This window comes from Candidatus Cardinium hertigii, from assembly GCF_003176915.1.
Classification (GTDB): Bacteria; Bacteroidota; Bacteroidia; order Cytophagales; family Amoebophilaceae; genus Cardinium; species Cardinium hertigii_A.
Map to the genome: position 1 here is coordinate 1,152,205 of NZ_CP029619.1, position 26,261 is coordinate 1,178,465.

Here is a 26,261-nt window from a genome sequence, read left to right on the forward strand (position 1 = left end):
TTATTATTATCCGATTCAGCAATAAGAGTACCTGGCTAACTCTTGGCCAAGTAAGAAACATAGCGTAATACATTTATAGTATAGTATACTATGTTTCTTCAGTACTGTGGCAGAAAACGCGTTTGTGTCTGGTTTTTAAGTAAATTTATTACAAAACTTGCATTTTTACGCTAAAAATTAACCTAAAAGTATGCTGAAAAGCAAACGCTTGCTACAGCGTTGAACAGATACTAATACGTCACATATAAAATTTAAAATTAAACAATACGTTTAGAGAAGCTACGGGAAAAAAACAACAGAAAGCATATTGATTTTTAAGTTTTATATTTATCTAATTTTTTTTTACTACAGATCAAGGAGTATAGTCTACTAGGGCTAAATAAATATAATGGTTACTATTCTAATTGATGTTAATGGTGAACAGTTATCTTTTCCGAAGGGTAGTACAGGATTACAGATTGCCCGACGGATTGGTCTCCTTCCTGACATGCTGGGGTTAACGGTAAATGACGTGGTTTATGATATAACCCGTTCTATTGAGGAAGATGCTACGATTCGTTTTCTAACGTGGGAGGATGCCCTAGGCAAGCAACTCTTCTGGCATTCTGCTGCCCATCTTTTGGCTGCTGCCTTAGAAAGTCTTTATCCCACTGTGCAATTGGGTATGGGGCCTCCTATTGAGCAAGGTTTTTATTATGACGTAGATTTAGGCAATGATACGGCAACTACGTTGGATACAACGCTTATAGAGGAGAAGATGTTGGCGTTGGCACAACGAGGCGATGCTTTTATCCGTCGTGCTGTTTCCAAGCAGGAAGCCATTGCTTTTTTTAAGGAAAAAGGCAATGGGTATAAGCTGGAATTGATAGAAGGGTTAGAAGAGGGACGGATTACTTTTTATCAATTGGGGGACTTTATAGATTTATGCAAAGGGCCTCATCTGCCCCATAGCGGTTGGATTAAGGCAGTTAAAATCTTAACCATTGCAGGCGCTTACTGGAGGGGCAATATCCATAATAAACAATTGACGCGTATTTATGGAATTGCTTTTCCAGAGCAAAAAGCACTTGCCGCCTTCCTCGCTTTGCGAGCGGAAGCTGCCAGGCGTAGCCACCAAAAAATAGGAAAAGAGCTTAAGTTATTTACTTTTTCAGAAAAAGTAGGCTTAGGACTTCCCCTTTGGTTGCCTAAGGGCGCTTTGCTATATGATATATTGGTTCAATTTCTTAAAAAAGAACAGATCAAACGAGGCTATCAGCCGGTTTGTACGCCGCATATTGGCCATAAAGCACTCTACCTTACTTCTGGTCATTACGAAAAATACCAAGAAGATTGTTTCCAGCCTATTCATACAGCTGAAGTAGAAGAAACATACCTACTGAAGCCTATGAATTGTCCGCATCATTGTGAAATTTACAGTAGTGCCGCTCGCTCTTACAAAGAATTACCATTGCGTTTGGCAGAGTTTGGTACGGTCTATCGCTATGAGCGCCATGGAGCCTTGCATGGGTTGACCCGTACCCGTTGTTTTACCCAGGATGATGCCCATATTTTTTGCCGCTTAGATCAAGTAAAAGATGAATTCTCAGCTGTAATTGATCTCGTATTGCATGTTTTTAATATATTACATTTTACTGATTATAAGGCGCAACTTTCTTTTAGGGATCCTAAGCAAGATAAATATATAGGAAGCTTGGCAGATTGGTCCTTAGCAGAACAAGCCATTCAGGAAGTGGTGACAGCAAAGGGATTGCAGGCTACTACGGTGCTAGGAGAAGCAGCTTTTTATGGTCCTAAAGTAGATTTTATGGTAAAAGATGCGTTAGGACGCAATTGGCAATTGGGTACGGTGCAGTTGGATTACCAATTGCCTATTCGCTTTGATCTTACCTATATAGGGACAGATGGCCAAAAATACCGCCCTGTTATGATCCATCGTGCACCGTTTGGCTCGCTTGAACGGCTGATTGCCATTCTTATAGAACATACAGCTGGTAACTTCCCCTTCTGGTTGGCACCAGAGCAGGTGGCGCTCCTGCCTCTTTCTGATACCTATGCTACCTATGCCACTACCCTGTATCGTCTGCTGCTGGAAAGGGAAATACGGAGTGTCCTAGATCTACGGAATGAAACAATAGGTAAAAAAATACGTGAAGCAGCTTTACAAAAAATCCCTTATATACTTGTGGTGGGAGAAAAAGAAGTAGAAACAGGATATGTTTCCGTTCGTAAACAAAATAAACAAATTTCTATGCTGTGGGATGATTTTATAACGCAGGTCTGTTCGGAAGCTAACCTACCCAGCTAGTTAAGGAGGGTAGCGCGCAATACCTGTTCGAGGAATAGAAAGGAGTAGGCAACGTATGGGTTAGATAGGTTGGAAGCTGCGATTGTGCTACATGACCCAATCTATTTTATATCTTTGTAAAGAAGGGCTGTTATGCCCTATTAGAAAAGTATGTTCCCTTTTCCCATTCTGATTATATTCGTTTAGTTATGCAACAGAAAATAGCTGACGCTGCTGCAGCAGACATTAAGCAAACCCATACGATTACATCCAAGCTTTCTCCCTCTTTTAGGAAGGTATATATGGAAAGCTATGGTTGTCAGATGAATTTTTCTGATAGTGAAATTGTTGCTGCCATTATGCAGCAGCAAGGTTTCCTATTAACCACACAATACCAGGAAGCAGATCTGATTTTTATCAATACCTGTGCGATTCGCGATAAAGCAGAACAAACCATTCGTAATAGGTTATTGCTATTTAATCAGCAAAAGCTATACAATCCAGCACTTATTGTAGGCGTTTTAGGATGTATGGCAGAACGATTGAAAACCCAATTATTAGAAGAGGAAAAAGTAGTGGATATTGTTGCAGGACCAGACGCATATAGAGATTTGCCTAAGCTAGTCAGCCAAGTAGATCAAGGGCATAGAGCAGTCAATACATTCCTATCTAGAGAAGAGACTTATGCTGATATTGAGCCTGTTCGATTGCATACCAATGGGGTTACTGCTTTTATTTCTATTATGCGGGGTTGTAACAACATGTGTACTTTTTGTATTGTTCCCTTTACACGTGGTCGGGAGCGAAGCAGAGATCCTTCCTCCATTGTAGCAGAGGCAAAGCATCTCTTCAGCAAAGGTTATAAGGAAGTTACGCTATTGGGGCAAAATGTAGACTCTTATAGATGGGTTTCCGCTGCAGCCGCAGTAGAGGGAAGCATTGTACAGAAAAATACAGTGGTGAACTTTGCACAATTGTTAGCCATGGTAGCATCCATTGATCCAAATTTAAGGGTTCGTTTTTCCACTTCCCACCCCAAGGATATGACAGATGATGTCCTGTATACGATGCGTGCCTATGATAATATTTGCAAACAGGTACATCTGCCCGTTCAGAGCGGTAGTAATCGCATGTTAAAACTGATGAACCGTTCCTATGATAGGGAATGGTATAAGGAAAGAATCCAAGCCATTAAGGCCATTTTAGGGGATTCCTGCGCTATTTCCTCTGATATGATTGCAGGTTTTTGTTCTGAAACAGAAGGTGATCATGCTGATACCCTTTCCCTTATGGAGGAGATTCAATATGATTTTGCTTTTATGTTTTATTATTCTGAGCGGCCAGGTACGTTAGCCGCTAGAAAATACTGCGATGATGTCGCTGTAGAAGTTAAAAAACGTAGGTTAAGTGAAATCATAGCAAAACAACGGATACATTCCTTACGGCATCATCAAAAAAATATCGGGCAAGTATATCAAGTATTAATTGAAAAGCAATCTAAGAAATCAGCAGACTTTTTTCAAGGCAGAAATAGTCAGAACAAAATAGTGGTTTTCCCTAAAGGGAAACAGCAGGTAGGGGATTATGTATATGTCCGTATTAAAGACTGCAATGCGGCTACTCTTTTTGGTACACTTTGTTAAACATTACCCTCTGTGTAGATATACTATGAAAGAAAGTATAGAAGTAATTAAGCAACGCTTTCATATTATAGGCAATGCTTCTCTTTTAAATAGAGCCATTGAAGTAGCTATGCAGGTAGCCTCTACGGATCTATCTGTTTTGATTACAGGAGAGAGTGGTACAGGTAAAGAATCCTTTTCAAAGATTATACATGCTTTAAGTCCTTATCGGCGTGGTAATTTTATAGCCATTAATTGTGGTGCTATTCCAGAGGGGACCATAGATTCTGAGTTATTTGGTCATGAAAAAGGATCCTTTACCGGTGCTTTGGAAAGTCGAAAAGGCTATTTTGAGGAAACCAATGAGGGTACTATTTTTTTGGATGAAATAGGTGAAATGCCTTTAGCTACGCAAACAAAACTTTTGCGGGTATTGGAATATGGGGAATATGTAAAAGTTGGTTCTTCCAGAGTAGAAAAAACAAAAGTACGTGTGGTAACAGCTACCCATGTAAACTTGTTGTATGCCATTAAAGAGGGAACCTTTCGGGAGGATTTGTATTACCGTTTAAATACAGTACCCATTACCATACCTCCCTTAAGGGAAAGAGGGGCAGATGTTATTTTGTTGTTTCATAAATTTGCTAGTGATTTTGCAGCTAAATACCGTATGAAGCCTTTGGCATTAACGCCAGCGGCCAAAGAGTTATTCCTGACCTATGCATTCCCAGGTAATATTCGGCAGCTGAAGAATATTGTAGAGCAGATGGCTTTATTGGAAAAAGAGATAGTCATAACACCAGAAGTGTTAGAAAAATATCTACCCAGCGAAGCAAAGTATGCATTGCCGGTGCTGTATAAAAAGTGGATGCATAATGGATCAACGGAAAAAGCATTTATATATGGGATGCTGTTGGATTTAAAAAGAGAAGTGGCTGAGCTTAAGGAGCTCATATTAGATCCCTCTGTTTCCCCTGTTAAGCAGCAGGGATACATGCCCCATGTTGAGCATTTTCCTGCTGAATATAAACAAGAAAATTTGGATGTTCCACTTTTAGATAGGGAGTATTCCCTAAAAACAGTAGAGGATAAGCAGCCCCCTGCTACTGCCCAAGAACCCATAAAGAAACTTTCCATTGAAGCACAGGAGCAAGTATTGATTCGAAAATCTTTACAAAAAAACCATGGCAACCGTAAGCATGCAGCCGATGATTTAGGTATTTCTGAACGAACACTTTATAGAAAAATTAAACAATATGAGATTGAAGCATACAGCTATAAACTTAAGAAATAGGTGGTATTTTTTTTGCATGCTATCGTTACTATATAGCTGTGGTTTTGTTTTTTTTTCAGATGCGCAACTTCCAGAGGCTGTGCAGACATTTTCTATTCAAGTTTATTCGGAGATTTCAGATGGTCCGTCAGATATGGCGCAAAATATGATGGATGCACTTGAGGGAAATGTAATACGTTTCGCACCTTATTTGACTAAGGTGGAACGAGAGGGGGACATCCACTATAGCTGTGTTATTAAGAATTTTTCATGGCGTACCGTTTTTAGTCGAGACAAGGCGTCTATTGATGGTAAAGAAATAGAAGAATTAACCATTGCTGTACAGGTTTCCTATGAAAGTTCTGTAGAGGAGGTGGCGCATACATTTACCAATAAAATTTTCTCAAAATCAAAAATAAGCGATAGCTCAAGTGCAAAAGAAAATGAGCTGGCCAATGAGATAATTCAAGAATTGGCTGCTGACATTTGTGAAAGATCTATAAATTACTGGGAGTAATGCACCCGTTGTGCTATGAAAGTTCAGAAGCTATTGAAATTATTGACACAACCTAATACGTTATCTTCAAGTGATATACCTGATTTAGAATCTCTTATAAAGAATTATCCCTACTTTTATTTAGCGCATGCCCTGTTAGCTAAGGTAGTTTACACGCAAGAGCGTGATGTAGAGAAGCATGCCGTACAGCGGGCGGCAACGTATGCTATCGATCGGACGCATTTGCGGATGTGGTTAGAGAATAAGCTAGTCTGGTCAGGGGTCATATCCGCTGTTGGTAGCAAGGGTATGCCGGAGCAATCTGCTGCTATCAATAATACTAATCATTTGGAAGATATTGCGAAACAAACTATTAAAAAAGGAACCAATGCAATAAGTAGGCAGCAATTTAGGGTTATTGAACATATTTTAAATAAGCCCAATTTACAATGGGGAACTATAGAATCATATGAGGTGCCTGATGCATTAAAAAATAAAGACCTCTCAGAACAATGTACGCTGGTAGATGATCGCTTTGCAACTGAAACATTGGCTCATATCATGGTTCAACAGAAAAAATTTAAGCGTGCTATTGAAATTTATAGATGTTTGATAATAAAAAATCCTGAAAAAAAAGCCTACCTTAGTAGTGTGATCGATGAATTAAGTCATCATTTGCAATAGGTGCGTATTTGTTTAACGTGCTTGGGTATGCCTTATTGTGGTAGTAATTTGTTTGGCTTGTTTTAGAAAGCTAAAGGTTGTTTATTGAACTTTAATAGTGAGAAATCCTGAGAAAAACGTATCTTAATAATTTGATTGCTAAACTAAATCATCATTTACAATAATTATGTTCGTATTTAAAATACTTGCTGTATGCATTATTATGGTAGCCATTTTATTAATTGCTGTTATATTGATCCAGGAGCCTAAAGACCGTATTATGTCACCAGCTGCTGGTACGGAGCTGCATCGGGTAGGGCTTAATCAAAAAGCTAATTTTTTAGAAAAGACTACCTGGGTATTAACAAGTTTACTACTTGGGTTAACACTTTTGTCTGCTATATCGCTTAAATATGCTACAAAAGTTAGGTTGCCTCTTAACATAACCAGAAAAAAAGCAATAGAACCGGAGCGAAATAATACGGATACTACTAAGCCTAAAGAAGCTGAGTCAGAAAATCAGTGAAGCAATTAAGCTATTTCCTTTGCGATAAAGATCACTTGTTGTTATAAATAATTTTTTAATTGCAGATGAATATAAAATATTTTAATAAACGAGTGGTATTGCATTTTCTTTTGGCTTATTGTTTGGGGGTGCAGCCATTAAGCGCGATAGGGATTGCTACGGGGCCTACACTAGGATTAGCGGGTTACTATGCTACTTTTGATGCTGCCAATGCAAAATCCATTCTTGTGAAGAATCATGCGTTACAACTAGGGTGGTTTGCGCAATTAAATCTTGGACTCTTGTATGCAAAGGTTATTCCCTTATTTGTTTTTGATTGGCATACTATTTCCCAAAGGGCAAGTCAATTGAATCGTATTACGTTTCCTGTTGCGGTGGGTATTCCTTTATTCAACTTCTTGCGTCCCCATGTTGGTCTTATTTTCTGTTTGCCTTTATCCGATTCTACGAATGATCCAAACGAAAGTCTTATAAAAAAATACAAAGAAAAGATTAACAGTTGCTTTTTCGGTGTCGGTATAGAATGTGGAAAATGGCTTCTGGATTTTGATTTTGAGGTATTGTTTTCCTCTATAGCTAAAGAAAAGATAGGCAGCGGTTTAATAGATGGGAAGGCATCTTATAGACCTAAGCAATTTGCGTTAAAGGTAGGCTATAATTTGCTTTAGCTGACCCAAGTGGCCCAATGGGAGCGAAGCTTTTTCTCCATAACTTGGGGTTCTTGATAATATTTTTTTCTTTGTACGAACCTACAGATCGCCAGGATCAACGGAATCGTCAGACTATTTGCTATTGGTCGTTTACTTGGATATCGTCCTTACGAAGTCGGCTACATTTATAGTATAAATTATAAGACTTTTTGCCTTGCTTTGCTTTGTTCACGGATGATCCATTTACAGGCTACATTAGCTTACTCTTTCGATGGATGCCCCTAAGGCATTGAGGCGTTGTTCGATGCGTTCATAGCCTCTGTCAATCTGACCGATATTTCCAATAACACTAGTTCCCTCTGCTGCTAAGGCTGCAATTAACAGCGTAATCCCTGCCCTGATATCGCTTGAGCTCATATGTATGCTACGCAGTTTATACTGATTCCCTAACCCTACAATATGTACCCTATGGGGATCACATAATACCAGACGTGCACCCATTTCAATTAAGTAATCTACAAAGAAAAGTCTACTTTCAAACATATGCTGATGGATAAGCAGATGGCCGTGGGCATGCACAGCAATAATAATGGCAATGCTAATTAAATCAGTAGGCATTCCTGGCCAGATTGCATCCGATAAGGTAGTTAGGTTGCCATCCATTTCTTGTTGTATGTAGTAAGCTTCTTGAGCAGGAATATGCAATGTATTATCGGTTGTTTCCAGTTTAATACCTAGCTTCTGGAAGGACCGCCAAACAGGTGTAAAGCATTCAGTAGGTACTTCTGTAACCGTTAAGGCAGATTTAGTAGCAGCAGCTAAGCCAATAAAGCTGCCTATTTCTAGCATATCTGACATGATCGTATGGCTAGTGCCCTGTAGCTGGGTAGTACCCTCTATGGTTAATAGGTTAGAACCAATACCTGTAATCTCTACCCCCATTGCTACCAACATATGGCAAAGCTGTTGAATATGTGGCTCACAAGCAGCAGGATAAATAATAGTTTTTCCCTTAGCCCTGCTAGCGGCTATAAGAACATTAGCTGTACCCGTTACAGAAGATTCTGGCATCCATATATAGCTACCCCGTAAGGAAGTATATTGAGCCAGCCATCTTTCTTCAGCAGCATGGTACGTAAAAGACACTCCTAGTTGCTGCAATCCTTCTAGATGAGCGTGCAAACCCCTCCGGCCAATCCGGTCTCCCCCAGGTTTGGGTAAGCTAAACTTTTTAAAACGTGTTAAGAGTGCCCCCAGCAATAGAAGAGACCCTCTGACTTTAATATATTCTTTTCGAAATGATTCTGTATACAATGCCTCCTTCTTAAGATCTGCCGAACAGAACTGATAATGCCCTTCACCTAAAGGCGTAATCTGTACACCTAAAATCCGTAATAAATGCATAACGCTCTGCACATCTGCAATAGCTGGTACATTGTGTAGATGTATGGGTTTATCGGTTAGTAATGTTGCGCACATTACTGGTAGCGCTTCGTTTTTAGAACCTTGTGGTTTGATGGTGCCAGCTAAGGAACATCCCCCTCGTATAATAAACTTATCCATTCAAAATGTTGGTTTTATTTAGCTTTATGCTTGTTTGTATGAGCAATAGTTTTCGTAGGATAGTTGGCTTTGTATTTTTTACTATTGATACCATCATCTGGCAATGTCCGTATTACAGCTAAATCAAGCTCATGTGCGGTATGCATAGACAGCATACGTTGCATGTCCTCTATAATTGTTTCATTGCTAATGAATTCATTATTCCATATGCTGCTAAAGCGGCGCATGAGTTTCCCAATGATCAGCAGCATTTCTACTTGTGCTTTAGGCGATGGGAGGGTAACTATTTTTTTTAAGAGCATCGTTAGATAACGTCCATAGTGCTTGTATTTAATCGGTTCTGTAGCAGCATACACGGCCATGACAGAACGCTTAATGGGTTGAATTAGCTTAGGGGAGAATCCGTCAATATCTAATTGGTAATCTGATAATTTAAAAATATCATCCCAATATTTTTGCGTAGAACCATTATTTGGGTTGATATTTCCCATTAGTTTTATAAGGATATTTACCTTTTGCGTACGTAGGTTCTTATTATCAATTTTCTTAATATCATCTATTAATTGTTGTATATGCCTGCCGTATTCTTGCAGTAATAAGGGTGGTCGAGTTGTATTATAGTTGTACATATGCGCTTAAATTACGATAAGAGATAATTGAGAATTTGATTTTTATAAAGATTGGTCAGATGAGTAATTCCAATTTCGCATAGTTAAGCAGGAGTGTTTTTTCACCGACATTATTAGAAAAACGGATTACTGCTTTTCGTTTACCTTCTGTTGCTAGCAATTGTATAATAAGGCCTTTTCCGAAATGCGTATGACGCACCATATGGCCTACGCGTAAGGTAGTTACATTATTGCAAGGCATAAACTGGGTGGCTGCTGCAGTACGCTGTGTGGCCGCTGTAGCTATTTTGTTAGAACTAGCGGTAGATTCTTCTAAGCTTATTTCTTTTAGAAATCGGCTGGGTCGCATTGCCATAAGTTTTCCAAATCGATATCTACTTAAGGCATAAGATAAAGTTAATTGTAGTTGTGCACGCGTTACTGCCACATAGAAAAGGCGTCTTTCCTCCTCCAATTCTTCTTGATTCCCTAGCATCCTAGCAGAAGGGAAGAGGCCTTCCTCCATCCCTACCATATATATATATTTAAATTCCAATCCTTTAGCAGCATGAATGGTCATAAGTGTAACTTTATCTTTAGACGTGTCATCTTCGTATTCTTGGGTCATTAAAGCAACGGTTTGTAAGAAAGAAGCCAAGCTATTATCCTCATTATTAGGATCATCTACAAATTGTTTAAGGCTGCTTAATAATTCTTGGATGTGTTCATAACGTGCTAATCCCTCTACTGTTTGATCTTCATACAATTGCTTTAGCAGACCAGATTCTTTGGCTATATAGTTGGCTATTGTGTAGGCATTTTCCTCTGCTGTAGTTAACTTTAGGGAAGCTGTCTTTATGAAGGCTACAAAACGCAAGATAGCTTCTGCCGTAGGCGCACGAAAAAAATCTTCTGCCTTACCCAATAATTCCCATAGGGGTAATTTTTTTTCGTTGGTAAGTGTGCCTATCTTCTCGAGTGTACTCAGTCCGATGCCTCTTTTAGGTAGGTTGATGATTTTTTTAAAGGCTTCTGTATCATTATGGTTTACCACAAAGCGCAAATAAGCTAATAATTCCTTTATTTCCTTTCTTTGAAAGAAAGAAAACCCGCCTACCATCCGATAGGGGATATTTTTTTTACGCAATGCTTCCTCAAAATTTCTGGATTGACTGTTGGTACGGTATAAGATAGCAAAGTCCTGATAAAGTGCTAGGTTATGGAGTTTTGTTTCGAGTATTGCCTGTACGATCCATTGACTTTCTTCTAGATCAGATCTTGTTTTTATTATCTTGATAGGTTCACCCAGCTTATTTGTTGTCCAGACTTTTTTCTTTAGTTGCGTTGTATTGTGGCTAATAATATGATTCGCTGCTGTTACAATATGTTGGGTAGAGCGATAGTTTTGCTCTAGTTTGGTTATATGGTGGTGAGGGTAATCACGTGTGAAGTTTAAAATATTTTGGATATCGGCACCTCTAAAAGCATAAATACTTTGTGCATCATCCCCTACTACACAAATATTATGGTGTTGTGCGGCTAATTTTTGGATAATTTGGTATTGAATCAAGTTGGTATCCTGAAATTCATCAATAAGTAAATAGCGAAATTGCTGTTGGTATTTTGCGCATACAGTAGGATTCGTATAAAGCATGGTATGGGTTTGTGTAAGTAAATCATCAAAGTCCATAGCGCCAGCTCGCTGGCAATAATGCGTGTATCTTGCAAAGATTTCACCAAATCTAGGCAGCTGCATACGGGCATCTTCTTCCCTATAATGGGGATTATCGTTGTATATAGCTGCTGTAACCAGTCGATTTTTAGCGTGAGAAATACGGCTTAATAGGAGAGTAGGTTTATATATTTGATCTGATAAATCAAGTTCTTTTATAATTTGTTTAAGCAGAGATTTACTGTCATCAGCATCATATACGCTAAAATAGGTAGGATAGCCTAAACTATTAGCTTCTAGACGTAATAACCGTATAAAGATACTATGAAAGGTGCCCAGCCATACTGCTTGAACATTTTTACCTATCATACGTTCTATCCGATGACGCATTTCAGCTGCTGCTTTGTTGGTAAAGGTTAACGCAAGAATTTGGCTTGCAGTTGCTCTTTTTTCTTTTAAGAGATAGGCTATCTTAGTGGTTAGTACTTTGGTCTTGCCAGAACCAGCTCCGGCTACAACTAGGGAAGGCCCTTCGGTATGTATTACCGCAGCTCTTTGCTGTTCATTGAGCTCATTAAGATAACTGGTATCTATAGCAGCTGTCTGCTCTATTAGGTTAGCCATTAATATATTCTTTTATTAAGTGCACTAAAAGTAAGCCATCAAGATTTATAGCTGGCATCTATCAGAGACCATTGCATAGCATAAGCCTGATATAGTAAGTTGTACTTCTTCCTAGAAAGGAATAGGTGGGAGGGAAATACGCAAATTAACATGGACAACTATGTTTAGACAAAAAAAGAAATGCCCTTAATTAAATTTTACTTTGTAATAGCCTTGTTATATGGTAGAGCTTTCTGACCCTCTTCCCATGGTTGTAGCTTCTCATCCCTTCCCATGGGGTTGTAGCTTCTTACTCCTCTTCCCTTCCCACGGTTGTAGCTTCTTACCCCTCTTCCCTTCCCACGGTTGTAGCTTCTTACCCCTCTTCCCATGGTTGTAACCTCTTATCCCTCTTCCCATGGTTGTAATCTCTTACCCCTCTTCCCATGGTTGTAGCTTCTTACCCCTCTTCCCATGGTTGTAGTTTCTCACTCCTTTCCCATGGTTGTAGCTTCTTACCCCTCTTCCCATGGTTGTAGTTTCTTACCCCTCTTCCCATGGTTGTAGTTTCTTACCCCTCTTCCCATGGTTGTAGTTTCTTACCCCTCTTCCCATGGTTGTAACCTCTTTACCCCTCTTCCCATGGTTGTAGTTTCTTACCCCTCTTCCCATGGTTGTAGTTTCTTACCCCTCTTCCCATGGTTGTAACCTCTTTACCCCTCTTCCCATGGTTGTAGTTTCTTACCCCTCTTCCCATGGTTGTAGTTTCTTACCCCTCTTCCCATGGTTGTAACCTTTTTATCCCTCTTCCCATGGTTGTAACCTCTTTATCCCTCTTCCCATGGTGTGACTTTATTATGCTCCCCTTGCTTTGAATATAGGTAAAAAATATACAATAAAGGAATGGCGTACGTTGTAAGAAGGAATCAAGGTCTTTCCTATTTTATTGCTGTGCGTCTACTCAAAAACTACAGTAATATAGTATAACCTATATTACTTTCTATACAGTTAGGTCTTGTTATATCATTAATAGTCTTATATTTATTTTATAAATATAGCTTTAATTTTTTATTTAATTAGAAGAAAGGTCTTGTGGTAGGGAATCCGTAACGTTCCTATGAAAAGGATAAAGCCATACAAGCTGTTAAGCTGCTGCATGGGTTAAGTAGAAATTTTATTGATTATCTTATCATTAATACAATGTTACGATAAAACTTTTCCCCATGCCATTGTACTGGTATGGAGAAGTGTAAGTAAATATTTTCGAGTTGAACAGGGTGCGCTCACTACTAACTAACTGATAGAGCGACACCTTACCTACCTTAGGATACAATGAAGTTTGGTTTAAAAGTTTTTTACTATCTATTTTCTGCACATCTGCTAAAAAATTGCAGTAATACAATAAAATGAATACATACCTATATGCAGCGTAATAACCTATTAGCCCGTATATTATCCTATAAATTTAGTTTAATTTGTTATTTTACCTTAGGTACGAGTCATTGCAATCCCAATTCTAATAAAAAGGATATAAGAAAGGTTCATCCCTCTTCAGTAAAGAGGAAGGAAGGTTTTGCAGCAGGTGTGTCGCAGTGTTCCCATGAGCAAGATAAAGCGGTACAAGTTATTGTACTGTTGCATGGACTAGATAGAAATTCGTTTGATTTTAATGTTATGAAGGCAGTTTTACAGCAAAACTTTCCCCATGCAGTTATATTGGCCTTGACAAGTGTGAATAAGTATACACCTGCTAAAGGGAAGTCTCCTACTACAAAACTGCCGATAGTGGAGCAAGCTGAGTTAGCTTATGAAGAAATTAAATCTGATTTTAAAAGTAGGGGAAAAGATTTTTCTACTATTCCTAAGCGCCTTGTATTGGTAGGACACAGCCAAGGTGGGTTGCGTGCCTTTGCCCTTATTAGGGCATTTGGGGAGCGGTTAAGCAAGGAGACAGCTATAACCATAGAGCGCCTCATAACCATAGGAACCCCATGGAAGGGAGCACCTGTAGCTGATCATCTTAAGGACCCAGATAAGGTCACAGCGCTATTAAAGCGGTTTAAAGATGATTTGGAGCAGATAGAACCAAGTTATAGTGGGAAGTTGCTTAGACATATTTTTAAAAAAGATATTTTCTGTTATAAAATTCCTAGCTGTGCTATAGCCTATTTATTTAGAAAATTTAGCGATATTGCGGAGGGTGATGAATGGCCCATTAAAGCATTAGGGGTAGGGGGGGCTGCAGATCTAAGGCCAGGAAGTAGTTTTATTAATGGTGTGGCTTCAGCTCTTAAGGATATAGTGGTTCCTGTTACTGCTATTGCAGGTGTTGCAAGGGGGTTTGATGAAGTTTTCCTCTTATCGTCTACTAATGCGGCTAGGTGGAAGGAACTTGATCAGGTTTATGCCAAAATAATTGGAGGGGATATGCATTGTGAACACGATATGTTGTTACCTGTTAGTACCCAACATGCAGAAGGATTGAAAAAAAAAGACTTTGAATGTCTTAAAATATATGGAACCTGTCATGGCAATAAGGTAGGGATACCTGTAAAGAAAGGAGTTTCTGAGCTCAGCAATGCGCAAGTGATACAAGCTGTAGTAGATACCATCACAAAGACCTTTTACCATGAGCAAAATGCGTTAAACGCTACCTGTACAGGAAGATAGGCATTTGGGGTGGTGGTGTAGGTGTAGCGTTAAGCATAGAAATATAGATTGAGCGCTTTTTAGAGAAATCATCTTGATACCTATACAAACTAATGACCTATTGGGACAGTTAGATGCGTTAGACCATCTATCTATTTTGCGTAGAATAGGCGAAATAGCGGACAGCATTCAGTTAGAAGCCTATGTAGTAGGCGGGTTTGTTCGTGATGTATTCTTACAGCGTACTGGGCAGGATATTGATATCGTTTGCGTTGGGGATGGTATGCTATTGGCGCAAGCAGTAGCGCAACATTTAGACAATGTACCTGTTACCCTATTCAAGCGTTTTGGTACAGCTATGTTAACGTGGCAGGGTTTATCTATTGAGTTTGTAGGGGCAAGGAAGGAATCCTATACAGCTGATTCCCGTAATCCAGCCGTAGCAGCAGGCACGCTCTTAGAAGATCAAACACGTCGGGATTTTACTATTAACACTATGGCGGTCTGTTTAAATCAGGCGCGTTATGGGTTATTGTTAGATCCTTTTCAGGGTTATCAGGATTTAGTAGATGGGTTGATTCGAACACCGTGTGATCCATATATTACCTTTTCGGATGATCCCTTACGTATTATACGTGCGATCCGATTTGCTACGCAGCTTAATTTTAGGATAGGGGAAGAGACATGGAATGCACTGGTTTCTGCGCGCAATCGATTGGCTATTGTTGCTCAAGAACGTATTGCGGAAGAGTTGCATAAAATTGTAGCTGCGCATAAACCTTCTTATGGTTTCAAATTATTATTTGAAGCAAAAGTATTGTCTAGGATACTACCAGAGTTAGAAAAGTTATCAGATAAAGAAGAAATAGAAGGGTATTCTCATAAAGATAATTTTATCCATACGTTAGAAGTGTTAGATAATGTAGCCCATCATTCCTCTAAGTTATGGCTTCGTTGGGCAGCTCTGTTTCATGATATTGCCAAGCCTTTAACCAAAAAATTTGATCCTATAACAGGTTTTTCGTTTCATGGTCATGAAAATTTAGGTGCTAAAATGTTACCTTATCTATTTAGAAGGATGCGTTTTCCTACTAATAAAGAAATACTCGGTTATGTACAAAAATTGGTTCGGTTGCATTTACGTCCAATAGCTTTAGCCCAAGAGGTAACGGATACAGCTATAAGGCGGCTTTTATATGAAGTAGGCGAAGATTTAGCGGACTTATTTTTGTTATGTAGGGCTGATATTACTTCCAAGAATAAATCAAAGGTACAGCAATATTTAGCGAATTTCGATAGAGTAGAAGCAAGGGTAGCAGAAGTGGAGCAACGGGATCAAATGAGAAACTTCCAGCCAATTATTACGGGTGAAGTAATTATGCAGGCCTTTGGGCTAAGACCCTCTCCACAAGTAGGTTTTATTAAGGAGGCCGTTAAGGAAGCTATACTAGAGGGTAAGATTAAGAACAGCTATGAGGAAGCCTTTCGTTATATGTTGATGATTGGGGAACAATATGGATTACAACTGCCGAAGCATTGATTCCTAGGTTCAATTTGTAAAGGGCCCCAGCGCATGGGTTTTACCTATCCGCTGGGGTGAAATACTACTATTTATTAGCTTTTTTATTCATAAAGGGTAAACGAGATAAAATACCCCCTCTTTTTGTAGGATCGGATCCTGTCTTTGGATTATCTTTTTCCGCTGAAGTAGCTTCTGCTTCTGCTTCTGTTGTATCATTTATGCTTGTGCTTATAGCGGTAGCATTGGGCAGCTTGTTATCTTTTTGTGCTGGAGTAGCTTCTGGCGTTTTTTCTTCTCCCTTTGCACTTATAGCGGTCGCTTGATTTGGATTGGGCGTTGGGAGGTATCTTTCATGTTCGCTTCTCCCTAATTTACTACCATTACAGGATTTTGCTGATAATAGGCATAGTGTTGTTAACAAAATTAGTTTTTCTTTTTGTGTACGTGTTGACATAATTTTTTGTTTTTTATTTATACATACTTCGCTAAGTAGTTAGTGCCTACTTAGAAAAGTTATAGAGCTTTGTTTTTTATTTTTTATTCTTAAACCATGCGGCTTTTACCTTCTCTCATTAAGGATGATAGTAAAAAAATAGGAAGTTTCCAAAGGAATGTTAGGCATGCTGCATGGTAGGGGGGTAGCAGCGGTTTATGCCGTTTATTGTGCTTGAGTGTATTATGTTTGATTTACAATTGTAATTTAGGATGATCAATCGCATACAAAAACTAGGCAACGGGTTGACCGGTCATAGGTACAAATCTAACAGGTAGAAGCTCCTCCCGTTTGTAGTTATTGGCTTTATTTAGTTTGGTGAGGCGTAGGAGCATTTGGCTCCATTTTTTTTCCTTTAATGGCATAACAACGTTCCGCCTATGTTTACTTGATGGAGTAGGCTAGCAATTATATGTGGGGAAGCGGCCGTAAGGATGATGGCATCAAAAGGTGCCGCTGCTGCCCATCCCTTGTACCCATTGTCTATTTTGGTATGGATATTCGTGTAGCCTAGTTTTTTAAATAATGCTTTTTTATTTAGATTTTTTATTATTTCAATCGTATATACAGTGCTACTGAGTTGACTTAATAGGGCTGCTTGGTAGCCAGATCCTGTTCCTATTTCGAGTACTTTTGCCTTTGGAGGTAAGCGTAGTGCTTCCGTCATAAACGCTACTATGTAAGGCTGAGAAATAGTTTGACCATAACCTATGGCCAAGGGGCTGTCTGTATAAGCATAGGGTTGTAGCGCTTTTGGAACAAAAAGATGCCTAGGAACGTTTTCCATAGCATGCAAAACGTTTTCATCTCGTATGCCTCTTGCCTCTATTTGCGTTTTTACCATTTGTAGACGTGCTGCAGTGTATCCGTTATCTGCTTGCATGGCTTATAACTTTTAGTAAGTTTAATTTATATCTTTTTGTTGCTGTAAGCAATAAACTGTTGGCCTAATTTAGCCACTATCTTACCATTGTCTTATTAGTTAAGGATAGGGCCTAAGCTGATCAAGCATGCTTTAAAAAACGGAAGTAATGATGCCAAAAAGTCTACTGATTATAAGGCAGGGTAATACAGATGAAGGATCAACAATATAGCCACTAATCAGCTAGTTAATCCTCCCTAAAGTATTATATATTTTATTGTTAATCAACATAAGAATCATGTTTGAAGTATGGAATAGCATCAATTGAATGTAATCCACCTCAATCACTTAGCACTAGCTATAATGGCACTGCAAGAAGTGTACCCATAAGAGAAGCACATTACTGTTTGCGTAACGAATGCAATATCCAAATGTTCTTTTTTTCCAAAAAAGAATGGAATTACGCACTTTGGTTTTAGTTTAACAAAGCAATTTATCCAATGCTTCCTAAAACGCAATAAATTTAAACCGCTTTGGATAGACCATGTCTCTAAGTACCGCTTACTTGCTTCCATAAGCTTGTTGCGTGTGGATTTTAGCAAGGCCTATATAACGGGCTCCTGAAGAACTAGGGGAAGTTGCTTTATCTGCCTATACGCTGCTGCTTGATTGCAGGGCTATGGACTACAGGCGGGCTTGCATGAATAAACGCAAGCCTTTAGGATTATACAAACGCAGCGCTTTGTTTACGTGTAACCAAGGGATTAGCTTATTCATTTGATCAAAGAAAGCATGCTTGCATTTACGTTGATTATCTGATATATATGCTAAACTTAAAAGACCACCTGGTTTAATTGCCCCTAGATGTACCCTAAAAAATCCTAAAAATAATGACCTAAATCAATATACATACTTAATTTAAGTTAACTTTTGATTAAAAATACATGTGCATGGTTAGATAAATTCTTTACAGTCTATTGCAACGGACTCATAATATAAGATGTTAACGTTCTGTATACATATGCGTAGCGAATGGTTAAGCAGCAATGCATGTTGAATGCATCATTCTTTCGGTTAATGCTTTAGTTTAGATCAAAGCTGGAGCGTTGGGTTGGGTAATTTTGGGGACAGCACAGCCTCGAGCAAACAGCTACTACTTTGCTACGAGTATGAAGATCACTTTTCCTGTAGATAGGTTACGATAAGACGCATTATTATGGTTTGTTTTGCTAAACGTAAGGCTACGCAGTTCATCCGCATAGATTTTTTCTACGAGGGGCGTAATGGTTTTCTCTATGGTTCGAACTGCAACCACCTCCCCATTTGCATCTACCTTAATTTCAAAAACTATTTTACCACATTCTTCCGTTGGGTCTTTCGGTATAGGTACTCTATCCCATTGCCATCCAGGCAATTCCAGGATAGCTCGGCTTGGTTTCTTGTTGTGTTTACCTGTATGGTACAAGCCCCGTGCGTCTATTGTATTTTTATTTTGTTTGGGTAGTTTTTTTATTTTCTTTGCGTAAGGAGAGGGGGAGGATAGGGTTGAAGGGATAGTAACTTTTGGTTTTGTTTTTGAAGTAGTTTTTTTTGTTATGCTATGGGAGGGTTGGTCCGCTTCTAATGCAATGGTATAAGGCAGCCCATTACTGTTAGAAGGGAAAAAAATAGGTTGTTGGATACAACAGAGCATGCCCATAAAAAAAAGATGCACCCCTATGGAAACAGCCATTCCCTGTTTATGCATAGTGGCGGATTCAATTTCTTTCATTTGTTTGGCTCTAATGCGGTTGCTAAAGCAACAGAGGCCTCTAACCTATGTGCTATATCTGCTACTTTTACCATATGTGCGATAGCAAGCCGTCTATCCATATGGAGCACTACCATTTTATGAGATGCTTTTGCTAATTTGGCCTGCAGCAATTGCTCTAATTGAGGGAAGGGTACGATGTTGCCCTCTATATAGTATTGCAATGCAGCTGTAACCGTTATATGTACGGGTGCGACAGCTGTTTTTTTGTTTGTGCTTAAGGGTAAATTAATAGGAATGGCCTGCGTGTGGTATTTTGAGCCAATCAGTACGAAAATAAGTAATAAGCATAGGACATCTGTCATAGATGCCATATTAAAGGAGCTATCTATTTTATTTTTTACCTTGATTAACATTTCTAATTTGCTTAATAAAGCAGTATTATTACCTAACCTTAGTTAAGAAAAGCGTTGCGAGATAGTTTAATTTTTGTGCTGCATGGTTAACCCGTGCTACAAAAAAGTTATACCCTACGTAAGCGGTAATGCCGATTATAAGCCCTACTATGGTTGTAACCATTGCTTCATAGATACCGTTAGAAAAATATTGTGAAGACAGCTGGTTTTGCTCTTGTGCAATAGCCATAAAGGCTTGCACCATACCCATTACACTCCCCAGAAAACCTATCATAGGAGCAACGCCAGATATGGTAGCTAAGAAGGAGAGCTTTTCCTCTAGTAATGCTATCTGCCTATTGGATTCTCCCTCTAGCAGCAACGCTAAGTTTGTAGAAGAGAGATTCCGCTGTTCTAACCCTTTATAGAGGACCTTTTGTATCATATTATATTGAGGAAGACAAAGCTGGTAAACACTTTCTAAATCATTGCTATTGAGTTGTTTTTCTACTTCATTTGCAAAGTCCTTGATATGATACAGGTGGGTACGATAGCTTAACCAACGTTCTACCATTATATAAACGCTAAGGAGAGATAATACCATAAGTGGAAGCATTAGCCATCCCCCTTTGAGTAAGAGACTTAAAAATGTAGTGGATAACATAAAAGTAATATCTTAATACTAGCTAAAAAAAGCAATATAAATTAATATTTCATTATAAAAATATTTTTATACAGCGGTTTAAATTCCTTTAGTTTTTGTTCGGCTTCATACTCTGTTCTGCTATGTCCTATGGTAACACGGTAATATTTTTGCGTTGAGTTAGGTAATATAAGACATACTCCTAAATTTTTTTTGGTTAGTTGTTGGATGGCCTGCGTAGCCAGTTTTTTATCCAAGTAGCTCACTACTACTAGGTGATAGATACCTTGTGGGATACGCAATACTTCATAGCTACCTGGCTTTACGAATGGCTTTGGCTGCTTTTTTGCCTCCAATTGCTTTTGTACAGCAGTAATGCTTTCCTTTTTTTTAATCGGGTTGCTAGGTTTGAATGCCTCGTCACCACTCACTGTTTCATTAACCTCTAAGGCATTACAGCTATCTTTCGTAGTCATTTCTTCTGCAGGGAAAGCGCTTACGCTGTGTGCCGATTCCTTATTTTCTGTAACAGGTGTGGGCTGGGCGATAGGAGCTTCAGTAGGCTTGATAGGAAACCACATAACAAAATAAGCACGGTACAGTAGGATGCTTATACCAACTATTGATAGGAATGCAATAACAAGGGATAGCGGTTTCTTATTACTTCTTTTTATCGATAATGTATGAAAATCTGGTTCAGGTAGTCCGAATTTATGATCATTAACTGGTTCTGTAGCCATAGTAATTAATTAATAGTAATTAGATGATCTTGTATTATTTAATGTATGTTAAGCTTGCTAGCGCTTAATATAATGGTTTTTTTTTGTCTGTAAAAGGGTTCATGGCAGCTTGTTCGTAAGCGTAGAAACATATAAAAAATTATTCTATCGATCTATCACAACGGTATCAGAATCTAACTTATCATTTGAATGTGAGAAAAAGGTAAACAAAAAATTAACCTATTGCGTAATAAATACTTCAGGAACGATTAATTAGGAAGGGTGCATCAAAATGGTATGATAGGTAGTGTAAAGGGAATGTTTTAATATATACCAACATGTATGTAATTACGAATGCATGTTGTGTTATTGAATGCAGGTCACTTGTTTACCTTGTTAATTTTATTTCCTTTCTACAATAGGACAAGTTAATATAACCTCATTATAATGCAATGTTAAGGGGAAACCGCTCTTTTACTAGGATAAATTATTGTCAATTTATAATTGAAGGGAAGCAATAAAAGCCGTATCAAGTCCAGTAATTTTCGCAATAAAGGAGACCTTAGCACCATGCACTAGCATGGCTTTAGCTATTTCAATTTTGCCCTTCTCTATCCCCTTCTCCATACCTTGCATTATTCCCTGCTGTCTGCCTTTCTCCATTCCTTTCTCCATTCCTTTCTCCATTCCTTGCATTATCCCCTGCTGTCTGCCTTCCTCAATGTATTTTTGTGCAATGGTTCTCATAATCGTAGCTGTTTCTTCTTTAGATAAATGGCTCGAGATGACCCGTTCTAATGCCGCCTGTTTTTCTTCCGGTAACTTAGCATCGCTATACCATACCAAAGCCTTTATACAAATATAACCTTTTTCTTTATCTACTAATAGAGCGTGTTGGCAGTGTGTAAATAGGTTTTCCCATAATTTGAGTATATCGCGTTTATGGATGTGTTTGAGCAGGTATTCAAACATAGCCAAATGTTTCTTTTGTAAAATGGCATCATCTGATATGCTCTGTAAATCAATCAGTTGATACTCTTCTCCCATTAATTTTTGGGCTTGTTCAGGGTTGCTAAACAATTGCCATATATTCCTGGGTGCATGGTATGGTTTAGAGCCGTGGTAAATTACAATGGGACATATTAAAGGTAACCTGTTTTTATTTTTCCTATTGCGTTCGCATAACAAAAGCAGGTATTTCCATAAACGCAAATAACCTGTGCCTCAATTAATACATAGACAAAATCTTTTTCCTGATTTTTGGTTTTAACAGCATAGAGGAGATCGGTTAGTTTTCTTTTTAGGTTATCTTCAACAAAAGATTCTTTTTCTATGGTGATCTGACTTAAATCAACAAGCGCTTTAAAGTCAGCTGGTAAATAGTGTTCTAGGAATTCCTGTGCAGCTAGTTGATCCGTTAAGATCTTTTTGATTAAAGCATCCTATTTTAGATGGTGGGTCATACTGTCTTATGGTTTAAACGCAAAATGGGCATAAAGAGCATAAATTGTCTTCTTGCAAAGCTGACTTGTTGTGTCTATTGTTTGCACCTAACGTATTGTTTGATTTACATAACAAAATAGAAATGTGTACTCTACGTAATGTCTTACCTAAAAAAGTACCTATGTTCCAAATGAATGCTATTGTTTGTTTATAAGCAATACTTCCTCTGCTGCCTGCTTCAAAAGAATAGCCATACCTGGTTCTCTACAGCGCTGGGCCAGCTCCACATCGATGGTTAAGCTTTCTTTGGCCATGGCTTGTATAATGGCGGGATCTTTGTAACCGGAAGCATGCTTTAAGTCATATAACCGCTCTGCCAGCTTCACATATAGTACAGATAAATGCCACTTTTTCAAGGATTCCTTCAAGCGATTGGGTATAGCCAGCAGCGATTCTTCTAAACGCTTTCGGCTATCGATAGCGATTGTATTTTCTACAAAGCAGTAAATTCCCCTTTTGTAATTACCTTTGATATAGGAAAGCGGCAGTCTGGTATAGCGGACCAAATCATACAGCAGCGTCGCATAAACCAGTTTAGCATAGCCATCTGTCCAAGTAGCTACCCACTCGGCAATCTTTACGGCCCGTACATAAAAAAGCTGCCCCGATGCATGCCGTTTAAACCCATAGCAGCGCCGCAATAAGAGCAGTATCTCTGCAATAAGAAAAGGATCTATATTTTTAAAGGAACGCACCCAATCATGAAAAGCGGACAGTTGTGCGAGCGATGCGGTCTTTTCATGGGGCGTAATAGAGGCTTCCTCCTGCGTACCCGCTTCCCTCGGCAAGGAAAGTGCTAGCATCTCCTCTCTTACTTGGGTTACATCTAGGGGGAGTAGGCAGACCAGCTGCTCTGCATGGGGCCATAGCAAAAGCCCATAGTGCGCATACACAATCGATGCTAACTTTTCTTTGTGTAGGTTTACCTTTTGCGGAGATAGGGCAGAAACCACCGGTTGGGTAACGGCAGGACCTTCCACGTCATATATGGTTTGTAAGATAGGCAGGGGGATCTGTTTATTTTCTGTATGTACTACCAACGCCAATGCAGGGAAAGTAATACAATCAGGGGATTCTTTTTCTTCAAGCGGTTCTCTTTTTTTGTAGCGCAGTTGGGTAGGCTGCAGCTGTAACGTAATAGGGGAGAAGCGGGAAGCACTGGCTTCCCTTACATAGCTAAGCGCCATGCATAGGAGTTGTACCAACTGCGCCCTATCGCCTAGCATCGTAGCGGGCATAATGTCGGCTTCTTCTACCCATAAACCAGGTAAGTAGCCTTTTTCTTTTTGGTAGGCTACCTCTCCTGCATCGATAAGCGCTTCTAATGGAATAACCGTTGGTTGTAAAAGGAGCTGGTCTTGGCGTTTGGCCCGCTGCTTTAAATAGTAGGCCCATTCTGCAAATTTATCGATGATGCTTTGGAAGTCTTCCTTAAGGAAGGGAGTGGTACTATCTACAAAGGCAATAGATTGCGTAACATTTTGGATGGCTTTTTCTAAAATAGTTCCCTCTTGGGCTAAGGTGCTTTGGGAAGAAGCAATAGGCAGCTCTTCGCTATAGGCTAGCTTTTTTAGTTCGTAGGCTTCTTGTGTAGCTTGTTTCTGCAGGAAATAAAGATTACGGGATTCTTTTTGTATAATACTATTTTTTGCCCAAACACTGATCATTAAAAGCAGTAAGCCAAACCCTAGTATAGACAATAATAGTGTGAGGGAAGGGCATACTACCGTTGCTTTACAATAACAAATAGCTACTAGCATACCCCCTGCCGTAATAGCTAGCGCTCTTAGGCTCCAATAGAACGGAAGTGTCCACAATAGAACCGTTCCATGGGTAAAAAATAAAATAAAGGGGACTAAAAGTGTTTGGCATAGGAAGCAGCTAAAGAGAAGATGGAGCGGGAATCCAACTAACAAACTAAAAAACCAACAGATCCCTATTGCCCTATCTGGTATGATATGGTAGCCATAGACAGCACATCCCATATAAAGCAAACCTATACCAGAAAACAGTAATAAGCCATAGCTGTATATACTGTGTCCGGTATAATCATAGCCATAGCCAAGGCTAGCAGCTCCTATAACAAGTAAATAGAGACCTGTTAACAGTAACACTACCCTAGATGGCTTAAGCTTTATTAAATTTTCTTTCGAAAAAAAGCGTTCCCTTTCTTGCTTATTGCGCCTTTTGATTCTTGCTTTTTCTTGTTGTTTTTGTTGGTAAATTTTGTCAGTAGGCACCCAGCCGGTTCCTGCTGGTTGCGGTAGTAGGTAGTGGGCAGCTAGCATCGCTAAGCCGTTGGCCAGCATAGAAGGAAAGGCACCATTGATACCAGTTGATGGTTCAATCCATCGGTTCCAAGCTAAAATAGTTAATATCCCAGTAGCCATCCCTATTAACGCCGTACGGGAACTACCGCGAAAGCCATATACAGCCAAGAGAAAGGGAGCGGTTATAATGGGGACAGAAAAATCGAAAATAAGCTCCAATAAGGAAAGTAAATCCCTTTTCTGAAAGGCCAATAGCATAGCACAGATACCTGCTATTAAAACAGTATATCGCGCTAAACTAAGTTTGTATTTATCTGCTATTCCTTTATGAGCTTGTATACTACCTATTATATCATGGGTCACCAGGACGGCACACGCATTTAAACGAGAATCAGCTGTAGACATGGCCATAGCCAGTAAACTAACAGCCATGAGTCCTTTAAAAACAGAAGGAATATTTGCAAATATATAGGGCCAAATTTGATTCACTGGTAATGTTGGCGCTTTTACAAAAAGGAAAAGTGCTATTAAAGCCATAAAACCTAGTATTATGAATACGAATATTCCAGTATATATAAATAGCTTTCTAGCCTGTATAGGGCTAGAAGCCATATAGATCCGTTGTATAGTAGTGGAGTCTGTATAAGAAGCTAATTCGGCTAGGAATAACGCAACTATTGGCAATAATTTGTCTATATGCAAACAGCTATTTAACTGAAATCTTGGTTCTTTTTGCAAGATGGAAGCTACCGCTCCCAGTGATTGGTTGGTTGACTTAAATATAAACCAGGTTACTAAGGGAATAATGGCCGTAAAAGTTATAAACTGTAATACATCGGTAAAAGTGACGGAACGAATACCCCCAAACATGGAATAGAGGATAAGTATAAGTGTAGCTATTACCGTTATGATACATTGTATCATCTTTGCGTTACTATTACCACTTAAATTTATACATACTTCAATAGCTGTAGTAATAGCAATAATTTGCGTAGTCACCGAGATAACGTTTACAATAACGGAAACCAAAGCAACAACCAATCTGGGCATTTTCCCATAGGCAGTACTGATACTTTCTGCTAAAGAAAGATGTTGCATAAAGGGTCCCATGCGCAATATCAAAGGACTTAATAACCAATAACCAATAGGAATAGGTAAAAGATATAATATCCATAGAAACCCCTGTACATGAGTTTGTTGTACATCACGTAATAAACTGCTCCCGCTAAAGTCAGTGGCCAACAGGGTAGCCACCAGCGTAGCTGTAGCAAAATCTTTATTCCCTACTGCATATTCTCGAAAAGTAGTTACTTTCCTACTGTAATAGAGCCCTACTACTAAGGTCAGTAGCAGAAAAGCCATTACCATTACAAGGGGTAAATTATTGAATAGTGTCATTGTGAATAATAAAAAATTAGTTCTGTACAGCTATAGCCTATGATACAATAACTATAGTTTAACCACAGCTAAGTATACAATATATAAAGCAATA

At 38.9% G+C, this 26,261-nt stretch carries 23 protein-coding genes; 9 read left to right on the forward strand and 14 right to left on the reverse strand.

All coding sequences use genetic code 11. From position 1 onward, the window contains the following. Nucleotides 1–388: 388 nt before the first annotated feature. The 7 genes from thrS (at nucleotide 389) to DK880_RS04910 (ending at nucleotide 7,535) form a co-directional block, all read left to right on the forward strand. On the forward strand, nucleotides 389–2,308 hold the full coding sequence (gene thrS, locus DK880_RS04880) for a threonine--tRNA ligase (RefSeq protein ID WP_109997656.1): 1,920 nt from the start codon (nucleotides 389–391) through the stop codon (nucleotides 2,306–2,308). 188 nt (nucleotides 2,309–2,496) lie between these two features. After that, entirely contained in the window at nucleotides 2,497–3,930 is a 1,434-nt protein-coding gene (gene miaB / locus DK880_RS04885; RefSeq protein ID WP_109997657.1) for a tRNA (N6-isopentenyl adenosine(37)-C2)-methylthiotransferase MiaB, read from the forward strand. Nucleotides 3,931–3,955: 25 nt separating this feature from the next. Next, a complete protein-coding gene (locus DK880_RS04890) occupies nucleotides 3,956–5,203 on the forward strand; it encodes a sigma-54 interaction domain-containing protein (RefSeq protein ID WP_109997658.1) in 1,248 nt (415 codons plus the stop codon). Nucleotides 5,204–5,219: 16 nt separating this feature from the next. Continuing rightward, on the forward strand, nucleotides 5,220–5,699 hold the full coding sequence (locus tag DK880_RS04895) for a hypothetical protein (RefSeq protein WP_162534236.1): 480 nt from the start codon (nucleotides 5,220–5,222) through the stop codon (nucleotides 5,697–5,699). A gap of 15 nt (nucleotides 5,700–5,714) precedes the next feature. Next, entirely contained in the window at nucleotides 5,715–6,362 is a 648-nt protein-coding gene (locus DK880_RS04900; RefSeq protein ID WP_109997660.1) for a hypothetical protein, read from the forward strand. Between the two features lie 166 nt (nucleotides 6,363–6,528). Continuing rightward, the gene (gene secG / locus DK880_RS04905) at nucleotides 6,529–6,867 is read left to right on the forward strand and encodes a preprotein translocase subunit SecG (protein WP_109997661.1); all 339 of its coding nucleotides are present in this window, start codon (nucleotides 6,529–6,531) and stop codon (nucleotides 6,865–6,867) included. A gap of 65 nt (nucleotides 6,868–6,932) precedes the next feature. After that, the gene (locus DK880_RS04910; protein WP_109997662.1) at nucleotides 6,933–7,535 is read left to right on the forward strand and encodes a hypothetical protein; all 603 of its coding nucleotides are present in this window, start codon (nucleotides 6,933–6,935) and stop codon (nucleotides 7,533–7,535) included. A 237-nt stretch (nucleotides 7,536–7,772) separates the two neighbouring features. On the opposite strand, the gene murA is transcribed toward DK880_RS04910, so the two are convergent. The 5 genes from murA to DK880_RS05615 all read right to left on the reverse strand — a co-directional run bounded on the left by murA (nucleotide 7,773) and on the right by DK880_RS05615 (nucleotide 12,720). Then, the gene (gene murA, locus DK880_RS04915; RefSeq protein ID WP_109997663.1) at nucleotides 7,773–9,080 is read right to left on the reverse strand and encodes a UDP-N-acetylglucosamine 1-carboxyvinyltransferase; all 1,308 of its coding nucleotides are present in this window, start codon (nucleotides 9,078–9,080) and stop codon (nucleotides 7,773–7,775) included. A 14-nt stretch (nucleotides 9,081–9,094) separates the two neighbouring features. After that, entirely contained in the window at nucleotides 9,095–9,709 is a 615-nt protein-coding gene (locus tag DK880_RS04920) for a DUF4290 domain-containing protein (RefSeq protein WP_109997664.1), read from the reverse strand. 55 nt (nucleotides 9,710–9,764) lie between these two features. Further along, complete coding sequence (locus DK880_RS04925; RefSeq protein WP_109997665.1) at nucleotides 9,765–11,984, reverse strand: ATP-dependent helicase; 2,220 nt, start codon at nucleotides 11,982–11,984, stop codon at nucleotides 9,765–9,767. Between the two features lie 261 nt (nucleotides 11,985–12,245). After that, nucleotides 12,246–12,383 (reverse strand): hypothetical protein, encoded by a 138-nt coding sequence (locus tag DK880_RS05345; protein WP_162534238.1) that lies wholly within the window; start codon nucleotides 12,381–12,383, stop codon nucleotides 12,246–12,248. A gap of 208 nt (nucleotides 12,384–12,591) precedes the next feature. Beyond that, the gene (locus tag DK880_RS05615) at nucleotides 12,592–12,720 is read right to left on the reverse strand and encodes a hypothetical protein (protein ID WP_262494594.1); all 129 of its coding nucleotides are present in this window, start codon (nucleotides 12,718–12,720) and stop codon (nucleotides 12,592–12,594) included. A 665-nt stretch (nucleotides 12,721–13,385) separates the two neighbouring features. On the opposite strand from DK880_RS05615, the gene DK880_RS04930 reads away from it, so the two are divergent. Next, nucleotides 13,386–14,633, forward strand: a complete 1,248-nt coding sequence (locus tag DK880_RS04930) for an esterase/lipase family protein (protein ID WP_109997666.1) — start codon at nucleotides 13,386–13,388, stop codon at nucleotides 14,631–14,633. A 73-nt stretch (nucleotides 14,634–14,706) separates the two neighbouring features. Then, a complete protein-coding gene (locus DK880_RS04935; protein WP_239302524.1) occupies nucleotides 14,707–16,152 on the forward strand; it encodes a CCA tRNA nucleotidyltransferase in 1,446 nt (481 codons plus the stop codon). 67 nt (nucleotides 16,153–16,219) lie between these two features. Here DK880_RS04935 and DK880_RS04940 read toward each other — a convergent pair whose 3' ends face one another. From DK880_RS04940 to DK880_RS04980, 9 genes are all read right to left on the reverse strand, one after another. After that, complete coding sequence (locus DK880_RS04940; protein ID WP_109997667.1) at nucleotides 16,220–16,588, reverse strand: hypothetical protein; 369 nt, start codon at nucleotides 16,586–16,588, stop codon at nucleotides 16,220–16,222. Nucleotides 16,589–16,982: 394 nt separating this feature from the next. After that, nucleotides 16,983–17,510 carry a protein-L-isoaspartate(D-aspartate) O-methyltransferase gene (locus DK880_RS04945; RefSeq protein WP_204082262.1) on the reverse strand — a complete coding sequence of 176 codons (528 nt, stop codon included), beginning with the start codon at nucleotides 17,508–17,510 and terminating at the stop codon, nucleotides 16,983–16,985. 1,132 nt (nucleotides 17,511–18,642) lie between these two features. Beyond that, the gene (locus tag DK880_RS04955) at nucleotides 18,643–19,260 is read right to left on the reverse strand and encodes a hypothetical protein (RefSeq protein ID WP_109997669.1); all 618 of its coding nucleotides are present in this window, start codon (nucleotides 19,258–19,260) and stop codon (nucleotides 18,643–18,645) included. After that, nucleotides 19,257–19,655, reverse strand: a complete 399-nt coding sequence (locus tag DK880_RS04960) for an ExbD/TolR family protein (protein ID WP_109997670.1) — start codon at nucleotides 19,653–19,655, stop codon at nucleotides 19,257–19,259. The genes DK880_RS04955 and DK880_RS04960 overlap by 4 nt, the downstream gene beginning before the upstream one ends. Before the next feature lie 28 nt (nucleotides 19,656–19,683). Then, nucleotides 19,684–20,298: a MotA/TolQ/ExbB proton channel family protein gene (locus DK880_RS04965; protein ID WP_109997671.1), complete on the reverse strand. Its 615-nt coding sequence runs from the start codon at nucleotides 20,296–20,298 to the stop codon at nucleotides 19,684–19,686. A 41-nt stretch (nucleotides 20,299–20,339) separates the two neighbouring features. After that, nucleotides 20,340–21,017: an SPOR domain-containing protein gene (locus tag DK880_RS04970; protein WP_109997672.1), complete on the reverse strand. Its 678-nt coding sequence runs from the start codon at nucleotides 21,015–21,017 to the stop codon at nucleotides 20,340–20,342. Nucleotides 21,018–21,494: 477 nt separating this feature from the next. Then, on the reverse strand, nucleotides 21,495–22,208 hold the full coding sequence (locus DK880_RS04975) for an Rpn family recombination-promoting nuclease/putative transposase (protein ID WP_204082263.1): 714 nt from the start codon (nucleotides 22,206–22,208) through the stop codon (nucleotides 21,495–21,497). Further along, a complete protein-coding gene (locus DK880_RS05735) occupies nucleotides 22,139–22,429 on the reverse strand; it encodes an Rpn family recombination-promoting nuclease/putative transposase (protein WP_204082301.1) in 291 nt (96 codons plus the stop codon). The genes DK880_RS04975 and DK880_RS05735 overlap by 70 nt, the downstream gene beginning before the upstream one ends. A 207-nt stretch (nucleotides 22,430–22,636) precedes the next feature. Next, a complete protein-coding gene (locus tag DK880_RS04980; protein ID WP_109997673.1) occupies nucleotides 22,637–26,167 on the reverse strand; it encodes a sodium:solute symporter family protein in 3,531 nt (1,176 codons plus the stop codon). Nucleotides 26,168–26,261 lie beyond the last annotated feature (94 nt).

Excerpts from the sequence above, each read along its gene's own strand:
- thrS (WP_109997656.1), top strand. The coding sequence starts at position 389 with ATGGTTACTATTCTAATTGATGTTAATGGTGAACAGTTATCTTTTCCG.
- miaB (WP_109997657.1), top strand. The coding sequence starts at position 2,497 with ATGCAACAGAAAATAGCTGACGCTGCTGCAGCAGACATTAAGCAAACC.
- DK880_RS04890 (WP_109997658.1), top strand. The coding sequence starts at position 3,956 with ATGAAAGAAAGTATAGAAGTAATTAAGCAACGCTTTCATATTATAGGC.
- DK880_RS04895 (WP_162534236.1), top strand. The coding sequence starts at position 5,220 with ATGCTATCGTTACTATATAGCTGTGGTTTTGTTTTTTTTTCAGATGCG.
- DK880_RS04900 (WP_109997660.1), top strand. The coding sequence starts at position 5,715 with ATGAAAGTTCAGAAGCTATTGAAATTATTGACACAACCTAATACGTTA.
- secG (WP_109997661.1), top strand. The coding sequence starts at position 6,529 with ATGTTCGTATTTAAAATACTTGCTGTATGCATTATTATGGTAGCCATT.
- DK880_RS04910 (WP_109997662.1), top strand. The coding sequence starts at position 6,933 with ATGAATATAAAATATTTTAATAAACGAGTGGTATTGCATTTTCTTTTG.
- murA (WP_109997663.1), bottom strand. The coding sequence starts at position 9,080 with ATGGATAAGTTTATTATACGAGGGGGATGTTCCTTAGCTGGCACCATC.
- DK880_RS04920 (WP_109997664.1), bottom strand. The coding sequence starts at position 9,709 with ATGTACAACTATAATACAACTCGACCACCCTTATTACTGCAAGAATAC.
- DK880_RS04925 (WP_109997665.1), bottom strand. The coding sequence starts at position 11,984 with ATGGCTAACCTAATAGAGCAGACAGCTGCTATAGATACCAGTTATCTT.
- DK880_RS05345 (WP_162534238.1), bottom strand. The coding sequence starts at position 12,383 with ATGGGAAGAGGGATAAGAGGTTACAACCATGGGAAGAGGGGTAAGAAG.
- DK880_RS05615 (WP_262494594.1), bottom strand. The coding sequence starts at position 12,720 with ATGGGAAGAGGGGTAAGAAACTACAACCATGGGAAGAGGGGTAAAGAG.
- DK880_RS04930 (WP_109997666.1), top strand. The coding sequence starts at position 13,386 with ATGCAGCGTAATAACCTATTAGCCCGTATATTATCCTATAAATTTAGT.
- DK880_RS04940 (WP_109997667.1), bottom strand. The coding sequence starts at position 16,588 with ATGTCAACACGTACACAAAAAGAAAAACTAATTTTGTTAACAACACTA.
- DK880_RS04945 (WP_204082262.1), bottom strand. The coding sequence starts at position 17,510 with ATGCAAGCAGATAACGGATACACTGCAGCACGTCTACAAATGGTAAAA.
- DK880_RS04955 (WP_109997669.1), bottom strand. The coding sequence starts at position 19,260 with ATGAAAGAAATTGAATCCGCCACTATGCATAAACAGGGAATGGCTGTT.
- DK880_RS04960 (WP_109997670.1), bottom strand. The coding sequence starts at position 19,655 with ATGTTAATCAAGGTAAAAAATAAAATAGATAGCTCCTTTAATATGGCA.
- DK880_RS04965 (WP_109997671.1), bottom strand. The coding sequence starts at position 20,298 with ATGTTATCCACTACATTTTTAAGTCTCTTACTCAAAGGGGGATGGCTA.
- DK880_RS04970 (WP_109997672.1), bottom strand. The coding sequence starts at position 21,017 with ATGGCTACAGAACCAGTTAATGATCATAAATTCGGACTACCTGAACCA.
- DK880_RS04980 (WP_109997673.1), bottom strand. The coding sequence starts at position 26,167 with ATGACACTATTCAATAATTTACCCCTTGTAATGGTAATGGCTTTTCTG.